General features: G+C 67.6%; 10 protein-coding genes. 5 read left to right on the top strand and 5 right to left on the bottom strand.

The genetic code is table 11. From position 1 onward, the window contains the following. Positions 1 to 48: 48 nt before the first annotated feature. Both FSB78_RS09090 and FSB78_RS09085 read right to left on the bottom strand, forming a co-directional pair. Positions 49 to 1098, bottom strand: coding sequence for an SMP-30/gluconolactonase/LRE family protein (locus tag FSB78_RS09090; RefSeq protein ID WP_147082029.1), 1050 nt, complete (start codon positions 1096 to 1098; stop codon positions 49 to 51). Between the two features lie 101 nt (positions 1099 to 1199). Beyond that, a complete protein-coding gene (locus tag FSB78_RS09085; RefSeq protein ID WP_158637985.1) occupies positions 1200 to 2384 on the bottom strand; it encodes a (R)-mandelonitrile lyase in 1185 nt (394 codons plus the stop codon). 166 nt (positions 2385 to 2550) lie between these two features. Here FSB78_RS09085 and FSB78_RS09080 point away from each other — a divergent pair, with 166 nt between their 5' ends. Continuing rightward, positions 2551 to 4206 (top strand): carboxylesterase/lipase family protein, encoded by a 1656-nt coding sequence (locus tag FSB78_RS09080; RefSeq protein ID WP_147082025.1) that lies wholly within the window; start codon positions 2551 to 2553, stop codon positions 4204 to 4206. A 9-nt stretch (positions 4207 to 4215) separates the two neighbouring features. On the opposite strand, the gene FSB78_RS09075 is transcribed toward FSB78_RS09080, so the two are convergent. From FSB78_RS09075 to FSB78_RS09065, 3 genes are all read right to left on the bottom strand, one after another. Continuing rightward, positions 4216 to 5013, bottom strand: coding sequence for an IclR family transcriptional regulator (locus tag FSB78_RS09075; RefSeq protein ID WP_147082023.1), 798 nt, complete (start codon positions 5011 to 5013; stop codon positions 4216 to 4218). A gap of 77 nt (positions 5014 to 5090) precedes the next feature. Beyond that, positions 5091 to 6605: an MmgE/PrpD family protein gene (locus tag FSB78_RS09070; protein WP_199743148.1), complete on the bottom strand. Its 1515-nt coding sequence runs from the start codon at positions 6603 to 6605 to the stop codon at positions 5091 to 5093. Further along, complete coding sequence (locus FSB78_RS09065) at positions 6602 to 8023, bottom strand: serine hydrolase domain-containing protein (protein WP_158637984.1); 1422 nt, start codon at positions 8021 to 8023, stop codon at positions 6602 to 6604. Before FSB78_RS09065 ends, FSB78_RS09070 begins: the two co-directional genes overlap by 4 nt. Positions 8024 to 8205: 182 nt before the next feature. Between FSB78_RS09065 and paoC the strand changes: the two genes are divergently transcribed. The 4 genes from paoC to FSB78_RS09045 all read left to right on the top strand — a co-directional run bounded on the left by paoC (position 8206) and on the right by FSB78_RS09045 (position 16533). Continuing rightward, positions 8206 to 10407 (top strand): aldehyde oxidoreductase molybdenum-binding subunit PaoC, encoded by a 2202-nt coding sequence (gene paoC / locus FSB78_RS09060; RefSeq protein WP_147082019.1) that lies wholly within the window; start codon positions 8206 to 8208, stop codon positions 10405 to 10407. Between the two features lie 270 nt (positions 10408 to 10677). After that, on the top strand, positions 10678 to 13635 hold the full coding sequence (locus tag FSB78_RS09055; RefSeq protein ID WP_147082017.1) for a TonB-dependent receptor plug domain-containing protein: 2958 nt from the start codon (positions 10678 to 10680) through the stop codon (positions 13633 to 13635). 116 nt (positions 13636 to 13751) lie between these two features. Continuing rightward, complete coding sequence (locus FSB78_RS09050; protein ID WP_147082015.1) at positions 13752 to 14951, top strand: FAS1-like dehydratase domain-containing protein; 1200 nt, start codon at positions 13752 to 13754, stop codon at positions 14949 to 14951. 1 nt (position 14952) lies between these two features. Next, positions 14953 to 16533, top strand: a complete 1581-nt coding sequence (locus tag FSB78_RS09045; protein ID WP_147082013.1) for a class I adenylate-forming enzyme family protein — start codon at positions 14953 to 14955, stop codon at positions 16531 to 16533. The last annotated feature ends 44 nt before the right edge of the window (positions 16534 to 16577 follow it).

The following is a 16577-nucleotide window of genomic DNA, read 5'->3' as shown; positions in this document are numbered from 1 at the left end:
CCCTCGGACGGCGACGGGGGCGGGCGGATCGCCGCCCCCGTCTCGCGGCTAGCGTTTGTCCAAAGCGGGAAAGATCGCCAAATGATCGGACCGCGACGACCCTACCCAATAGTCCGACCCGATCTGGATCGCGCCGGAGACGTGGACGAATCGCGGCGTGTCCGGCCGGCTCAGTAACGGCGTCACCTTGAGCGATACGGGATCGATCTTCGCGAGATAGCCGGCGGTATCGGTATGCCCGGCGATGAGCAGCATCCCGTCGGGCGCCCAGTGAAGATTGTCGGGGCGGAATCCCATCGGCACGATGTCGCGGCGGGGCGGCACCGCGCCCAGCGTCACGCGCATGAAGGTGCGCGAGCCCCATTGATTGACATAGGCATGGCGTCCGTCGGGCGAGAGCTCGATGCCGTTCGGGCCGGCGGACTCGGTGCCGGGGATCTGCGCCCAGCCCGTTTTCGGGTGCCAGGACCACAGTGCACCGGTGATGCCGCCGTCGAGGGCCTTTGCCCGCGATGCCTGCGAATTCGCGCCGGTCTCGTAGAAGCTCGAGACGATGAACCCGCCATCGCGCAGTCCGACGATCGAGTTGGCGAGGACGGTGCCCGGCGACGGCACGCATCCGATCCATGTCGCGCGGGGTTTCGCACGGACGTCGAGATCGAACACGTCCACGCCGCTGGGGCCCGGATAGCGCGTGACGTACAGCCGGTGCAGGCCGCGTCCGAGCGGCCGGATGTGCAGCCCCAGCGTCGAGAAATGCGCCTTTGCCGCGGCGTCCGGCGGCCCGGCGCAACTCGCATAGGTCCGCCTGTCGAACGTCTCGCGCGCATTGGCCGCCGGGTAGAGCGGGACGGGCCGCTTGTCCCGCGTGTTCAGGATATGGATGCCGCCGGCGAGCGACGTCGTGACGATCCAGTCCGTTCCCTCAACGCGGAACAGGTCCTCCGGCTTCGAAACGCCGCACAGCAGCTGCGCACCGCCTTCGGTGCCGCAGATCGGGGAGGGCGGGGAGGGCGGGGAGGGCGGGGAGGTTTGCGCGCGCATATCCCTCGCCGTCAGCGCCATCGCGGCGGAGACGGCAACGAGCGACAGAGCCATCCGCCGTACCCTGTGCGTTGCAAAGGCCGATCGAAGCATGTTCTTCTCCCCAACTCGCCGGACTTCTGCCGGCTTCGGATATGCGTGCCGCAAATGAAGGATCAGCGCGGGCCCGTGTATTGCGCGGCGGATACGGGCTCCATCCAGGTGACGCTGGTGCCCTCTCTGGATTCGGACGCCGCGACATGCGTCATCGCGCTGGTCGCGGTCGCGCCGTGCCAGTGACGGACGCCCGGGGCGGTCCAGACGATATCGCCCGGGCCGACGACACGTACGGGTTCACCCGCCGCCTGCACCCAGCCGCGGCCCGTGGTGACGACCAGCAACTGGCCGGTCGGATGCGTGTGCCAGTTGGTCCGTGCGCCCTTCGCAAAGCTGACCGTCGCGCCGCCCAGCCGCGATCCGCCACTGGCCTTGAACGGCGAGGTGACGGTGACCTGCCCGGTGAAATGCTCGGCCGGGCCGCGGCTCGGGTCCTGCCTTGGCGGAGTCACCGTCAGCGGTGGTGCGGCATCGGCGGATACGACCGGCTCGGCGGGCTTGCCCTGATCGGCGATCGCCAGCCGGATCGCGCTGTTGGCCTTGGGCCAGCCGGCGTAGAAGGCCAGATGCGTCAGCGCCTCGACGAGATCGGCGCGGGTCAGTCCGTACGCTGCGCTGCGCCCCATGTGCGACGCGAGCTGCGCCTCGTCACCGTTCGCGGCGAGCGCGATGATGGTGACCAGGCTGCGGTCGCGCGGGGTGAGGTCGGTGCGGCGCCAGAGGTCGCCGTAGATGACGTTGGCAGTCAGCGCCTCGAACTTGGGTGCGCCCTTCGCCATGGCGGGGTTGCTGTCGCGGGCGGTCGCCGGCTGTTCGGGTGCCAGCGCGGCAGCCGACACCGCGGCGCGTAACGCCGCCGTGTCGATCTTGCGCTTCGTGAATTCGGGCGCGATCACCGCCAGCGCGGAAACGGCGTTGGGCCAGCCGGTGTAGAAGGCCAGCTGCGTGACGAGGCCCGACACCTCGGCCGGCGTCACGCCATTGTCGAGCGCGCGGTTGAGATGCCCGGCGAGCTGCGCACTCTTGCCCGTACCGATGAGCACGGTCAGCGTGACCATGCTGCGATCGCGCGGGCTCAGCTGCGAGCGGACCCAGACATCGCCGAACAGTACGTCGTCGGTATAGGTGGCGAGCTGCGGCGCGACCTCCTGCATCGCCTTGGGTGCCACCGAGGGACGTTTCTGCTGCGCCGCGACGGGCGTAGCGAGGACGAGGATGAAGGCGGTGGCGCAGGCACGGTTCACTTGCAGTCTCCTTGATCCGGCTATGGTGCCAGCACGCGATGGTTGCCGTCCACCGGTCATCATTGCCGCCGCATATTTCCAGATACGATCGATTATGCGTATATATGGAAGACTCGCAAAGCGAGCAACGCCGATCGACGACGATCGCGACGATGGAGAGTGATCGATGGACGACACAGGCCCCGCGACCCGTCGCACCTTCCTGTCGGGCGCGGCGGTGCTGCTGGCGTTGCCGGCCTTCTCGGTCGCGCGCGCCGCGGCAGCCGACGGGACGGTCGTCGAGACCGCGGATGGCAAGCTGCGCGGTGCGGCCCGGGACGGCGTCGTCAGCTTCAAGGGGGTGCCCTATGCCGCCGACACGAGCGGGCGCAATCGGTTCATGGCGCCGCGACCGGTGGCGAAATGGGCCGGCGTGCGCGATGCGCTGGCGTTCGGCGATCGCTGCCCCCAGGCTCGGCGTGCGGGCGGGCGAGAAATCGTCGCTCCGCCCGTGCCGCCGCAAGGGGAGGATTGCTGCGTCCTCAACGTCTACACGCCCGGCGCGGGCCGTGACGCTGCTCGGCCCGTCATGGTGTATATCCATGGCGGCGGTTTCCAGGGCGGCAGCGGGGATGGCGCAACGCTCGACGGCACAGCGCTGGCGCGCGGCGGGGACGTCGTGGTCGTCACGCTCAACCACCGTCTCAACGTCTTCGGCTATGCCAATCTCGGCGGTCTCGATCCCGATTTTGTGGATGCCGGGAACGCGGGGCAGCTCGACCTGATCGCGGCCTTGCAGTGGGTGCAGACCAATATCGCCGCGTTCGGAGGCGATCCGCACCGCGTCACCGTGTTCGGAGAATCGGGCGGCGGTGCCAAGATCGTCGCGCTGTCGGTGATGCCGGCAGCCGATCCGCTGTTCCGCAATTCGATCAACATGAGCGGTTCTGGCGCGTTCTTCCTGCGGCCGAGCCAGGAACTGCGTGATCCGACCGACGAACTGCTCCGGGTGCTGGGACTGGGGAAGGGCGATCTCCGCCGTCTCCAGGCAGTGCCGGTGGCCCGGCTATACGCGGCGAACGTGACGGCACTCGCCAATCTCAAGGCCGACCAGTTGCGTCCCGTCGTCGACGGCCGCAACATCATCCACGCACCGCAGTCCGCCGCCGGCTGGGCAATGCAGGCGGCCAAGCCGGGCATCATGAGCTGCACCGCGACCGAGGCGACGCCATGGCTGTTGCGGGATCGCACCAATCTGGCGGTCACCGAACGGGAGCTCGCGACCCGCATCCAAGCGCAGTTCGGCATAGACGAGGCGCGCGCACAGGACGTGATCGCTGCGTATCGCCAAGATGGCCCGAAGCGGTCGGCTTGGGACGTGCTCGTCGATGTCGCTAGCGACGCGCTGATGCGGGCGCCGATGCGCAAGGCGACCGAGGCACGAGCAGCGACGGGCAAGCAGCCCGTCTATCTCGCCGGGTTCGACTGGCGGTCGCCGGTCGAGAACGGAATCTGGGGCGGGCCGCACGCGATCGACGTTCCGTTCGCGTTCGGCACGCTCGACAAGGACCGGCTGACGGCGGGCGGCGGAGCCCGGGCGGCGGCGGCATCGCGCAACCTGTTGGCTGCCTATGTCGCGTTCGCCACCTCCGGTACGCCGCAGAACCCGAACATGCCGGCTTGGCCCGCCTATGATCTCGCGCGGCGCCCCAGCATGCTGATCGATGAGACCTGCCGGGTGGTGAACGACCTCCATGCCGCCCGGCGGCAGATCGGCGAGACGCTCGCGCCGCAGTCGACGTTCGACGTCACCAACGGCCCGCTCGTCCACCCTGCGGCATAGCGCCGATCGCTAGATCGCCTCGCGCGCGGTGGCAGGGTGGTTGGCCCAGGTCGCGACCCGCTCGAGCAGCAGGTCGGCGAGCTTCTTCGCGCGCGGCTTGACCTTGGTAGTCGCGCCGACAAGCGCGACGGCTGCGGGCGCCTTGCCCGAGATGCTCGGCACCACCGTGGCGATCGCGTAGCGCGTGCCCGACAGCCGGACGTTCGTCGCGATGCCCGTGCGCTTGATCTCGTCATATTCGCTGAGGAAGGATTCGACGAGCGCGGCGTCGCTGCGGCTGTGCCGGCGCAGGAACGCTTTCAGTTCGTCCTGCGGACGCGCCGCGAGCAGCGCCTTGCCGGTCGCGGTGGCGAGAAGCGTTCGGCGGATGTTCCGTCGCGCCTCGATATCGGCGATCGAGTCCCCGCCGGCCTCGGCGATGTAGATCAGGTGGTCGCCCGCCTCGACGCCCAGGAAAACCGGAAGCCCGGTCTCGCGGTGCAGGTCGACCAGCACGTCCTGGCTCACCAGCCCCGCGCGCACCTGGCCGCTGGCGAGCGTCAGCCCGTGTACCGCGGGCCCCAGATAATAGCGTCGGTCCTGTTCGTAGAGCCAACCGGTCGCCAGCAGCCCCTGCATGAAGCCATAGACCGAACTCTTCGGCGCGCCGAGTGTCCGCGCGAGTTCGGCGAAGGTCAGACCCGGATGATAGACGACCTCTTCGAGGATCTGCGTAACGCGGTCCACGGTGCGGTGGTGCTGCGGCTGCCGCGTGGTCTCGTCCCCGGAATCCAGCGCTTCTGCCACACCGTCATCGTCTTTAGTCATTGCCGTTCTGCCAACCCCTTGTTCGTAATGGCGGACATAGCCGAAAATGACCGATTGCAATACCGTCTGTATCCCCGTTAGCCGTTGGTCCCCGCAAAGGCCGCGAACAGATCCTTCGCGCTCGTCAGCTTGTCGAGGTTCCGGGCGATCTCCAGCGCTCGGCCGGGGTCGCAATTGGGCAGTGAGCCGCGCCATTTCTCGGCGAGATCGTCCCACGAGACATCACCGCGCAGGCTGTGCCCGCGGGGATTGTCGATCCGCAGGACGTGGCGTTTGCCGTCCCGGGTGACGATGGTGACCCGCGCGCCGCGCCCGTTGGGGAATTCGCTCTGCAGCTCGGGGTCGACCGCCACCGAGATCAGCGTGCGCAGCCTCTTGTAGGTCGGGTCGGACAGGATCGCCGGGAAGGGTTCGTCGACCAGCTTCAATCCGCCCTTGGCGAGATTGGCGGCGACCATGTCCTGGACCGAGATATTGTGCATCTCGCGGTTGTCGACGACCTTCATCGCGTTCTGCGGCATGCCGATCAGGATCGACTGGATCGCGTCGTTGGCGATGGCATTCTGCCTGATGATCGTCTGGACCGCCTCGATCGGCGTATGGATCGGGTAGCCCGCGTTGTAGAACTTGAAGTTGGCGCCCATGATCTTGAAATCGCGACCGAGACCCGCGACGACCGCGTCGTCGTGCCGGCCGTCGCCCCAGGCGTCGAGCACGCCCTCGGCCGAGCCGATGATGTCCTCGTTCCCCTCCAGCCCGGCCTGCGCCATCTGCGCCGAACTGATCGCGGCGAAGGCGTATTGGCCGTTGCAGAAGGATTTGCTGATGTGGTCCTTCTCCGCATACAGCGCGTACAGGCCGTTTGTCTGGAACGTGACCAGCGCCAATGCATGGCGATGGCGCGTCGGCGAAAGCTTGAGGATACGCGCGGCCGCGGCGGTGCCGCCCATCGCGTAGAAGAAGTCGCTCGTGAGGTGCCGGCGATCGCGCACACTGAACTTGCCGCCGCACGCCTCGACGATGCGCACGCCGACATCGTAGGCTAGGATCACCGCGTTGAGCAGCTCCGCGCCCGATGCATTCTGCTTCTCCGCGATCGCGGTGACGGTGTGGACGATCGAGGCGCCGGGATGGCCGCCGACGACATGCGTACCATCGACCTCATAGCCGTGGCCCGCCGTGCCGTTGGCCATCGCCGCATAGGGCGCGGAGGCGCGCAGCGCTGTGCCATAGATACGCGCCTCTCCCGGGCTGCCGCAGCCGGCAACGTGGCGCGTCGCGGCGGTGGCGCCCGGACTTGTGCAACCGAAATAGGCGCAGGCCATTTCGTCGAACACCACCTTCCTGGCTCGATCGAGCACCTCTGGCGGAATCCTGGCGAGCGAGGTGGCGGCGGCATAGTCGGCGACCGTGGCGGTCAGCGTCCGCCCCTGGAACTGCCGCGCACGCGGGGGTGTTCTCGGTTTCGTGGCCTCGGCATCCTGTGCCGCGGCGGTATCGAGGGGGAGCATCGACACGGCCAGCAGGCCACCGGCGCTCTTCAACGCACCGCGCCGGTCGAGACCGGCGCGGTGCCGGGGATGAGAGGTCATCGAAGTTCCTTCCTGGAAGCGGGTTGCGGCGCCACTGCGTTCATCACATCGGCTGCAAACTTCTGGATCCTGAACGGCGGATCGTGGTCGAGCCCGCGGCGGACGACGACCAGGTTCCTCGACGGCACGATCACTGCATATTGCCCCATCGCGCCGAACGCGGAGAAGGCGTCGCTGGGCAGCCCGTCCATGCCGCCGAACAGCCAGAACTGCGCGCCGTAGCCGGCATCGCCGCCGATACTGGGCCTCTTCGGTTGCACGGAGAGGGGCGACGACACGTATGTCGTCCAGCCGGCGGGCAGAAGGCGTTCACCGTTCCAGCGCCCGTCGGCGAGATAGAGCATCCCCAGTCGCGCAAAGTCGCGCGCGGTGCTCCAGCATTGACCCGACACGATGAAGTCGTTGTTCCAGTCCGTCTCAACGACCGTCCGCGTCATGCCGAGCTTCCACAACAGCGCACGATACGGGAAGGCGGGGTAGGCTGCATCCTCCGACAGAGCCTGGCGCAGGCCGCGCATCGCCAGGTTCGTGTCGGTGCCGGCATAGACGAAGCGCGTGCCCGGCTGCGCGTCCATCATGTTGCGGGCGGCGATATCGGCGATCGCCGCGCCGGATCGATAGATCTCGACCTGCGGGTCCTGCGGGCCGTCACTGTAGAGCCCGCTGGTCATCCGCAGCAGATTGTCGGTGGTGATCGCGCCACGCGGATCGCCCGGCGTGCGCCATTCCGCAAGTGGCGCGGGGCGGTTGAGATCGACGCGTCCGGTCCGAACCCCGACGCCGACCAGCGTGGCGCCCAGACTCTTGCACATCGAATTGGTCCGCGCAGCGATGTGGCGTGCAAATCCGTGGCTGTAGCGTTCGGCGACGATCTTCCCGTCGTGCAGCACGACCACGCCCCAGGTCTTGCCGCCATACGCGCCCTTTTCGTCCTCGAAGGCGGCGTCGAGGACGCGCTCGACCGCCGCTTCGTCTCGTGCCGGCAGCGGCGCGCGCGCGTCGCGGTCGCCCATGGGCCAAGAGCGGTCGTCGAGACGTGGTGCCTCGAGCGGGACGCGGATCAGTTGTTTCGCCAGCGCGACATCCGCACCGATCGGCAGCATCGTGCAGCCCATGCCCGCCCGCGACACCGCGATGCGCGGCGGCATGTCAGCGGCGTAGCGGACCGAGACGGTGCGCGCACGTTCGTCGACCTCGGTGCGCATCGGGGTCGCGGGGGCAGGACCGGCATTGGCCTCGATCGTCGCATCGATCAGCGCGCGTGGCGCTTCGGTCGCGAAATAGCCCGTACACAGATGCAGGGCGCGCATGCCTGCATATTGCGCGGTGCCGTGCCGTGCGGTCCCCGGTGCGCGCTGAGCCGCGGCGGCGACCGTCACGGCGAGGATGGCCAAGACCGCGACGGGCTTCGCGTGCATCGGGCGATGCGGGACGTCCTTTCGGACCACAGGCTGTCCTCTCCGACCAGGCTGACTATGCTCGCTCGCTGCTAGATTCCGGACCAGAATTCTGGTTCGCATTATCGAACGAACGATCGTATATCAGCTATTACTGCTGACGGGTGCTGTCAACGACTGCCCGGGACCTTGGGAGAGGGTGGATGAAGTTCGACAAGCCGGAAGGCGCCAACCCGATCGACCGGATGAAGGTCGTGGGACAGGCCAAGGACCGGATCGACGGGCCGCTCAAGGTCACGGGACTCGCGCGATACGCCTATGAACGCCGCGATGCCGTGCCGGACGCGGTGTACGGTCATGTGATCGGCAGCGCGATCGCCAAGGGGCGCATCCGCACGCTCGACACGCGCGATGCGCTGGCGGCGCACGGCGTGCTCGGTGTCGTGACGGCGCGGGACGTCGGGCCGATGGGGGTCGGCGAGCTGTTCCGCGCGACGGTGCTGGGCGGGCCGGATATCCAGCATTACAACCAGGCGATCGGGGTGGTCGTCGCAGAAACGTTCGAACAGGCGCGCGCCGCCGCCGCCCTCGTGCGCGTCGATTACGCCCGGCAGTCGGGGCGGTTCGACCTGGCCGCGCAGATCGGTACGGCGGTGGCGCATCCGCGCTTCCCCGATACCGCGCGCGGCGATTTTGCCAAGGCGTTCGCCGACGCCCCGGTCCGGCTCGACACCCGATACACGACGCCCGACCAGAGCCATGCGGCGATGGAGCCCCATGCCACGATCGCCAGCTGGCAGGGCGACCGGGTGACGTTGTGGACCTCGCAGCAGGTGGTCTTCTGGGCGCGCCGCGATCTGGCGAAGATCCTGAACATCCCGATCGACCGGATCCGCATGGTCGCGTCGTTCGTCGGCGGCGGGTTCGGCGGCAAGGCGTCGGTGCTGGCGGACGCGGTCATGGCGGCGCTCGCGTCGCGCGCCGTCGGTCGGCCCGTCAAGATCGCGATCGGCCGGCCGCTGATCGCCAACATGGGCACGCACCGCCCGGCGACGGTGCAGCGCATCCGGATCGGGGCGACCGCCGACGGCCGCATCACCGCGTTCGGCCATCAGAGCTGGTCCGGCAATCTCCATGCCGACGGCGCTGCGGAGGCGGCGACCATTCCGACGCCGCTGATGTATGCGGGCGACCACCGCGCGACGCAGCACCGGATGGCGGTGCTCGACCTGCCCGAGGGCAACGCCATGCGCGCCCCGGGCGAGGCGCCGGGCATGCTGGCGATCGAATCGGCAATGGACGAACTCGCCGACCAACTGGGCATGGACCCGGTCGAACTGCGCATCCGCAACGACACGCGTGTCAACCCGACCGAGCCCGACAAGCCGTTCTCGACACGCAATCTCGTGCAGTGCCTGCAGACGGGTGCGGCGCGGTTCGGGTGGGACAAGCGTGTCGCCAAGCCGGGCGGGCGGCGCGAAGGCGCCTGGCTGATCGGCATGGGGGTCGCGGCGGCGGTGCGCGGCGCCCGGGTGCGGAATTCGTCGGCCCGGGTGCGACTCGCGGTCGACGGCCGCGTGATCGTCGAAACCGACATGACCGACATCGGGACCGGCAGCTACACCATCCTGGGCCAGACCGCGGCCGAGATGATGGGGGTGGAACTCGACCGGGTCGTCGTCCGCCTCGGTGATTCGGACTATCCCTTGTCGGTCGGATCGATCGGCCAGCGCGGTGCGACCAGTTCGACCTCGGCGTTGTACGCGGCGTGCGTGAAGCTGCGCGAACAGGTCGCGCAACGGCTCGGGTTCAACGGCACCGATGTCGATTTCGCCGACGGCGTCGTCCGCTCGGGCAACCGACGGGTCGCGCTGGTCGATGCAGCGAAGGCGGGCGAGCTGGTCGCGGAGGACATCCTCGAATTCGACGAGGCGATGAGCAAGACCTACGAACAGGCAGCGTTCGGCGCGCATTTCGTCGAAGTCGCGATCCACGCGATGACGGGCGAATTGCGGTTGCGGCGGATGCTGGCGGTGTGTGCGGCGGGGCGCATCCTCAATCCCAAGACCGCTCGCAGCCAGGTGATCGGCGCGATGACAATGGGGGCAGGGGGCGCGCTGATGGAGGCGCTCGCGATCGACAAGAGATTCGGCTTCTTCGTGAACCACGATCTCGCCAGCTATGAGGTGCCCGTCCATGCCGACATCCCGCATACCGAGGCGATCTTCATCGATGAGGTCGACCCGACCATCTCACCGATGAAGGCCAAGGGAGTGGGCGAGCTCGGCATGACCGGGATCGGCGCGGCGATCGCCAACGCGGTCTACAACGCCACCGGGGCCCGCGTGCGTGATTTTCCCATCACGCTGGACACCTATCTGGACAGGCTGCCGCCGATCGCCTGATTTGGCGCGCCGCGTGCCTCGACAGGCCGCCTTCGCCCTCGCTTATGCCCGAAGCCCGCTCCTCGTCGCCGTTGCCAGCGGCGGGATTCCTGTCCGCGTCAGGTCCACGCGCGGACCATAGCGCCCCCTATCGCAGCGTTCTCGCCGCACATGATTGACAACCCACCAAACCTAAATCATTGTCGTCATTACGATCAGTCATTCGTATTTGCGAACAAAGGCTGGCGACTCGCATCATCGCATCGCTGCAGGCGATACGGAGGGGATTGCATGAACGCTCATTTGAACTCGGATTCGACCACCCGCGGATCGGCACATCGCCGCGTCCTGCTGGCCCTGCTGTCGACCAGCGCGGCGTTCGCGTTGTCGCTGAACGCGGTGTCCGCGCAGACCGCGCCCGCCGCTTCGCCTTCGCCCAGCCCCACGGTGCCGACCGATGGCGCACCGCCCCCGACCGCGGAGGCGACCGTCACGCAAGCCGTGACGCAGGAGCCTGAATCGACATCGACGCAGGACATCATCGTCACCGGCTCGCGCATCGTCCGCGACGGGTACCAGGCGCCGACGCCGATGTCGGTGATCGGCACCGAACAGCTCGCCACCAACGCGAACGCCAATATCGCGCAGTTCGTCACCAACCTGCCGGCGTTCGCCGGATCGGCCAGCACGCGCTCCAGCACGACTACCGGCTCCAACGGTTCGGCCGGCGTCAATTCGCTGAACCTGCGTGCGCTCGGCGCCAACCGCACGCTCGTGCTGCTCGATGGTCACCGCGTAACGCCGGCGCTGTCCACCGGTGTGGTCGACGTCAACGCGATCCCGCAGATCCTGATCTCGCGCGTCGACGTCGTGACCGGGGGCGCGTCGGCAACCTACGGCTCGGACGCGGTGGCCGGCGTCGTCAACTTCGTCCTCGACCGGTCGTTGACCGGCCTGAAGGGCGAAGTCTCGGGCGGCGCCACGACCTACGGCGACGGTGAGAACTACAAGATCAGCCTCGCCGGCGGCACCAAGTTCGCAGACGATCGCGGTCATGTCGTCGTCGCGCTCGAGCAGGTGCATGACGAAGGCATCGGCGCGAACCGCCGCGACTGGAACCGGCGCGGCGTTCAACTGCTGGCCAACCCTGCCTACACCGCGACAAACGGCCAGCCGCAGCGGCTGATCCTCGGCAATGTCGGCTACATGACCTCGTCGCCCGGCGGCGTGGTGTATTCGGGACCGCTGCGCGGCACCGCGTTCGGCCAGGGCGGGCAGACCTATCAGCAGAATTACGGCGACATCCAGGCCGACCCCTTCATGCGCGGCGGCGACTGGGAGCAGAACGACCTGCGCCGTACCAACGCGGTCGCGCCGTCGGAAAGCCGCCAGACCGCCTATGCACGCGCGAACTACGAAGTGTCCGACGCGCTGAACCTGTACGCGCAAGGCTCCTATGTCCGCGCCAAGACGCAGGCGGACCTCACCACCGTCTACATGATCGGGTCGAGCGGCCCGGTGATCCAGCGCGACAACGCCTATCTGCCCGCCGACGTGCGCGCGCGGATGGTCGCCGCCGGCCTGTCGTCGATCCGCATCGGCACGCTCAACCGGGATCTGGGCATCACCTACCAGATCACCGACCGCAAGGCGCAGTCCTATCAGCTCGGCGGCAACGGCAAGTTCCAGATGCTGGGCGGCGACTGGCAATGGGATGCCTATGGCCAGTACGGCGTCAGCCGCAACCTGGTGACGTTTCCGACCAACATCTCGCGCACCAATTATGCGCTCGCGGTCGACGCGGTCCGCAATCCCGCGACCGGCGCTATAGTCTGCCGCTCGACGCTGACCTCGCCGAACAATGGCTGTTCGCCGTACAACGCGCTGGGCTTCGGCGTGAACGATCCGGACGGTGCCGCGGTGAACTTCATCCGCTCGGCGAGCCGGTCCAGGCTGAAGGTCGAGCAGACCGTCCTGGCGGCCTCGTTGTCGGGCGAGCCGTTCTCGACCTGGGCGGGCCCGGTGTCGGTCGCGCTGTCGGGTGAATATCGCAAGGACCAGGCGAAGTCGGTCGTCGATGCCGGCTCACTCGCGGTCGATCACATCTACGCCAACTACACCGCAATCGACGGCTCGACCAACGTCAAGGAAGGTGCGTTCGAGACGATCATCCCGCTCGCCAAGAAGCTGAGCTGGGCGGATTCCTGGGACATCAACGGTGCGGTGCGCTTCACCAGCTACAGTCTGGCGGGCAACGTCACCACCTGGAAGCTCGGCACGACCTATTCCCCGGTCGCCGACCTGACGTTCCGTGCAACGCGCTCGCGCGACATCCGCGCGCCCAATCTGCAGGAGACCTTCCTGCCGGCGTCCACCGCCCGCCGCTCGATCTTCGATCCCTTCACCAACACCACGCCGGCGTTCGACCAGACCACCACGGGCAACCGCAATCTGCGCCCGGAAAAGGCGGATACGCTGGGCGTCGGCGCGGTCTTCACCCCGTCCTTCTTCCCTGGGTTCAGTGCCTCGGTCGACTATTGGAGCATCAAGGTCGCCGACGCGATCTCGATCATCCAGCCCGCCGACGTGCTGCTGCTGTGCTTCGACGGGTCCGATCCGGCGCTGTGCAACAACATCACCCGCGTCAACGGCGTGGTCAGCCAGGTCATCAGCCAGAACATCAACATCGCCAGCGAGAAGGTGCGCGGGCTCGATTTCGAGGCGAGCTACCGCAGCGAGCTGACCGGGCTCGGTCTGCCGGGCAGCGTCGATCTGCACGCCAACTTCACCAAATATCTCGAGGACACGATCGACAACGGGGTCAGCGCGCCGAACGACTTCGTCGGTGAGATCAGCAGCATCTATCCGCCGCGCTGGCGGACGAACGTGACGCTCGGCTATCATCTCGACGGCCTGCGCACCTCGCTGACCGCGCGCGCATTCGCGTCGGGCAAGCAATTCTCCAACTTCGTCGAATGCACCGCGTCCTGCCCGGCGAGCACGTCGCAGAACCCCACCGTCAACGACAATTACCTGCCCGGGCGCGTCTATCTCGATTTCGCGATCAGCTACGATCTGAGCATCGGGCCGGTGAAGGACATGTCGGTGTTCTTCAACGCACGCAATCTGACCAATCGCGATCCCGGCCTGACCGCGGCGGGGAACGCGTTCGGCAACGGCGCGAACACCGCAGTGATCTACGATGTCGACGGTCCCGTCTTGCGCGCAGGGGTCAGGTTCAAACTGTGAGACCGGCGGTTAGGCATGGACCGGCCGTCGAGCGCCGGCAGCCGGGTTGACACTTCCGACCAGCGACGCGTATTCACGTCGTAGATACGATCAAGAGTTCATATAGGCGAACAAACATGAGCGAAGATACGGGGATCAGCAAGCAACTCGCCCGGGCATCCTTCACCGACGCGATGCTTGACAATATGCGCTCGCGCATCGGCACCGAACTGCGCACCGACGGTTGCGTCAACAACGAGATCGCCGACCGGATGGCGATCATCCGCTTCTGCGAAGGGATCGGCGACGACAACCCGCTCTGGATCGACCCGAGCTACGGCCCGGCATCGCTGTTCGGCGAGACGATCGCGCCGCCCAGCTTCATCTTCGCCTGCATGGCGTCCGTGCAGTTCGGCTGGGCAGGGCTCGGCGGCTTCCATGCCGAGACGACGATGAATTTTCACGCCCCCATCAAGCTGGGCGACCGCATCACCCCGCGCGTGGTGTTCGACGGCTTCGAAGGCCCGACCGAGAGCCAGTTCGGGGGCCGCCGCATCAAGGACTTCATCCGCCAGGAATATTGGAACCAGGACGGCGAACTGGTGGCGACCTTCATCTGTTCTCGGATGCGCTTCGAGCGCGGCGAGATGCAGAAGCGCCGCGAGACGCGAAAGATCGAGCTGCCGCATCCCTGGACCGAGGAGCAGATCGTGGCACTCGAAGACGCCGCGCTGGCCGAGACCCCGCGTGGCGCGACCCCGCGCTTCTGGGAGGACGTGGCCGTCGGCGACGAGCTCGACGTCATCACCAAGGGGCCGCTCGGCCTGACCGACTTCATCGCGTTCATCGCGGGCGGGGCGGCTCCGATTCCGCGGATCGCAGCACACCGCATCTCGCTGCAGCGATACCGCCGCCACCCTGCCTGGGCGTTTCGCGACCCGCGGACGAACGCGCTCGAGCCCGTCTATTCGGTGCACTATAATGACTATGCCGCCGCGCTGCAGGGCGCGCAGATCGCGTATGACGTCGGGATCCAGCGGACCTGCTGGGGCATCCATGCGCTGACCAACTGGGCCGGCGATACGGGCTTCGTGAAGGCGCTGTTCGGCCAGTATCGCGCGCACGTCTATCTGTCGGACGCGGTGAAGGTCGGCGGCAAGGTCGTCTCGAAGGAGATCGACGCGGACGGCGATCATGTCGTTACGCTGGAAACCTGGGCCTATAACCAGCGCGACCAGAACGTGATGCCGGGCACCGCGGTGGTCTCGCTGCCGTACAAGGGCGCCGGCGGCGAGACGATCCTGCCGAGCGGCATCGCCAAGTTCCAGGCGGCCTGACATGGATGCGTCGCAGGTCGGCACGACGGAACCGCGCTGGGGGACCGAGATCGTCGTCGAGGATGTGGGCGGCATTCCCTACCGCCTGTATGCGGAGCGGCCCAAGCGCCTCGAACACCTGCTGGCGCTCGCACCACGCTGGGGTGCGCAGCCGCATATCGTGCAGGGCGATCGTGTCCTGTCGTTCGACGACCTGATCGGGCTGGTCGACCGCAAGACGTCGGAGCTGGTCGGGCTCGGCATCGGCGGGGGCGACCGCGTTTTCCTGATGGGGTGGAACAGCCCGGACTATGTCGTCAATTACTGGGCGGTGCTGAAGGCCGGCGGTGTGCCGGTGCTGGTCAATACCTGGTGGAGCGAGGCGGAGGTTGCCGACGCGCTCGAATTGCTGGCGCCGGTACTGGTGCTGGCGGATGCGCGCTGTGCCACGAAGATCCCGGGCGGCTGGGCGACCGGGTCGTGGGAGACGAGCGACGCGCCGCTGGCCGAGCCTGTCGCCGGCCCCGCGCTCATCGACGAGAACGCGCCGGGCGTCATCATCTTCACTTCGGGCACCTCGGGCAAGCCAAAGGCCGTCGTGCTGTCGCACCGCGCCCTGCTGTCGAACCTGCAGATGCTGCTGGTGATGTCGAAGCGGCTGCCGCACCAGTCGCCGTCGCCCGACGTCGCGCTGCACACCGGACCGTTGTTCCACATCGGCGGCGCGCAGGCGATGCTGCGCGCGGTAACGGTCGGCAACACGCTGGTGATGCCGCGCGGGCGCTTCGATCCGGGCGAGCTGCTCGAACTGGTCGAGACGTGGAAGATCAACCGCTGGTCCGCGGTACCGACGATGATTTCGCGCGTGCTCGAACATCCGGGTATCGGCAGCCGCGATCTCTCCAGCCTGAAAGCCGTCACATTGGGCGGCGCGCTGCTCCACCCCGATCTGCAGCAGCGGATCCGTACCGGGCTTCCCGGCGCCGAGGCACGGATCGCGACCGGCTATGGCCTGTCGGAAAATGGCGGGCAGGCGACCGCCGCGTCGGACGGCGACACCGTCCGGCGGCCCGGCACGAGCGGGCGCGCGCTGCCGCTGACCGAGGTCAAGATCGTGCCGCGTGCCGGCCTGCCCGACGGCGAGATCGTCATCCGCGCGCCGACGCAGATGTCGGAATATTACGGCGTCGCCGAAACGCCCATCGATGCCGAGGGCTGGCTCGCGACGGGCGATCTCGGGAAGCTGGACGATGACGGCTATCTCTGGATCACCGGACGCTCGAAGGAGCTGATCATCCGCGGCGGCGAGAATGTCGCGCCCGCGGCGGTGGAACGAGCTCTGGTCGCTGCACCCGCGGTACGCGAAGCGGTCGTCTTCGGTCTGCCGCATGCCGATCTCGGCGAGGAAGTGGCGGCGGTCGTCGTGATCGAGCCGGGCGCGTCGCAGGACGCGATCCGTCAGGCGGTACGCGCGACGCTCGCCTCCTTCTCGGTGCCGTCCTGGTGGCGGTTCCAGGAGGACGCGCTGCCCGTCAATGCGACGGGCAAGATCGACAAGGCGGCGGTGATCGCGGAGGCTCGTGCGGCCGTGACGACCGGCTAAACAGGCGACCGTCGCGTCCGCTCCCCGCTTTGCTCCTTTCATTC

Source organism: Sphingomonas ginsenosidivorax (genome assembly GCF_007995065.1).
GTDB lineage: Bacteria > Pseudomonadota > Alphaproteobacteria > Sphingomonadales > Sphingomonadaceae > Sphingomonas > Sphingomonas ginsenosidivorax.
Note: the sequence above shows the minus strand (reverse complement) of the source record. Positions and strands in the feature narration are given on the sequence as shown.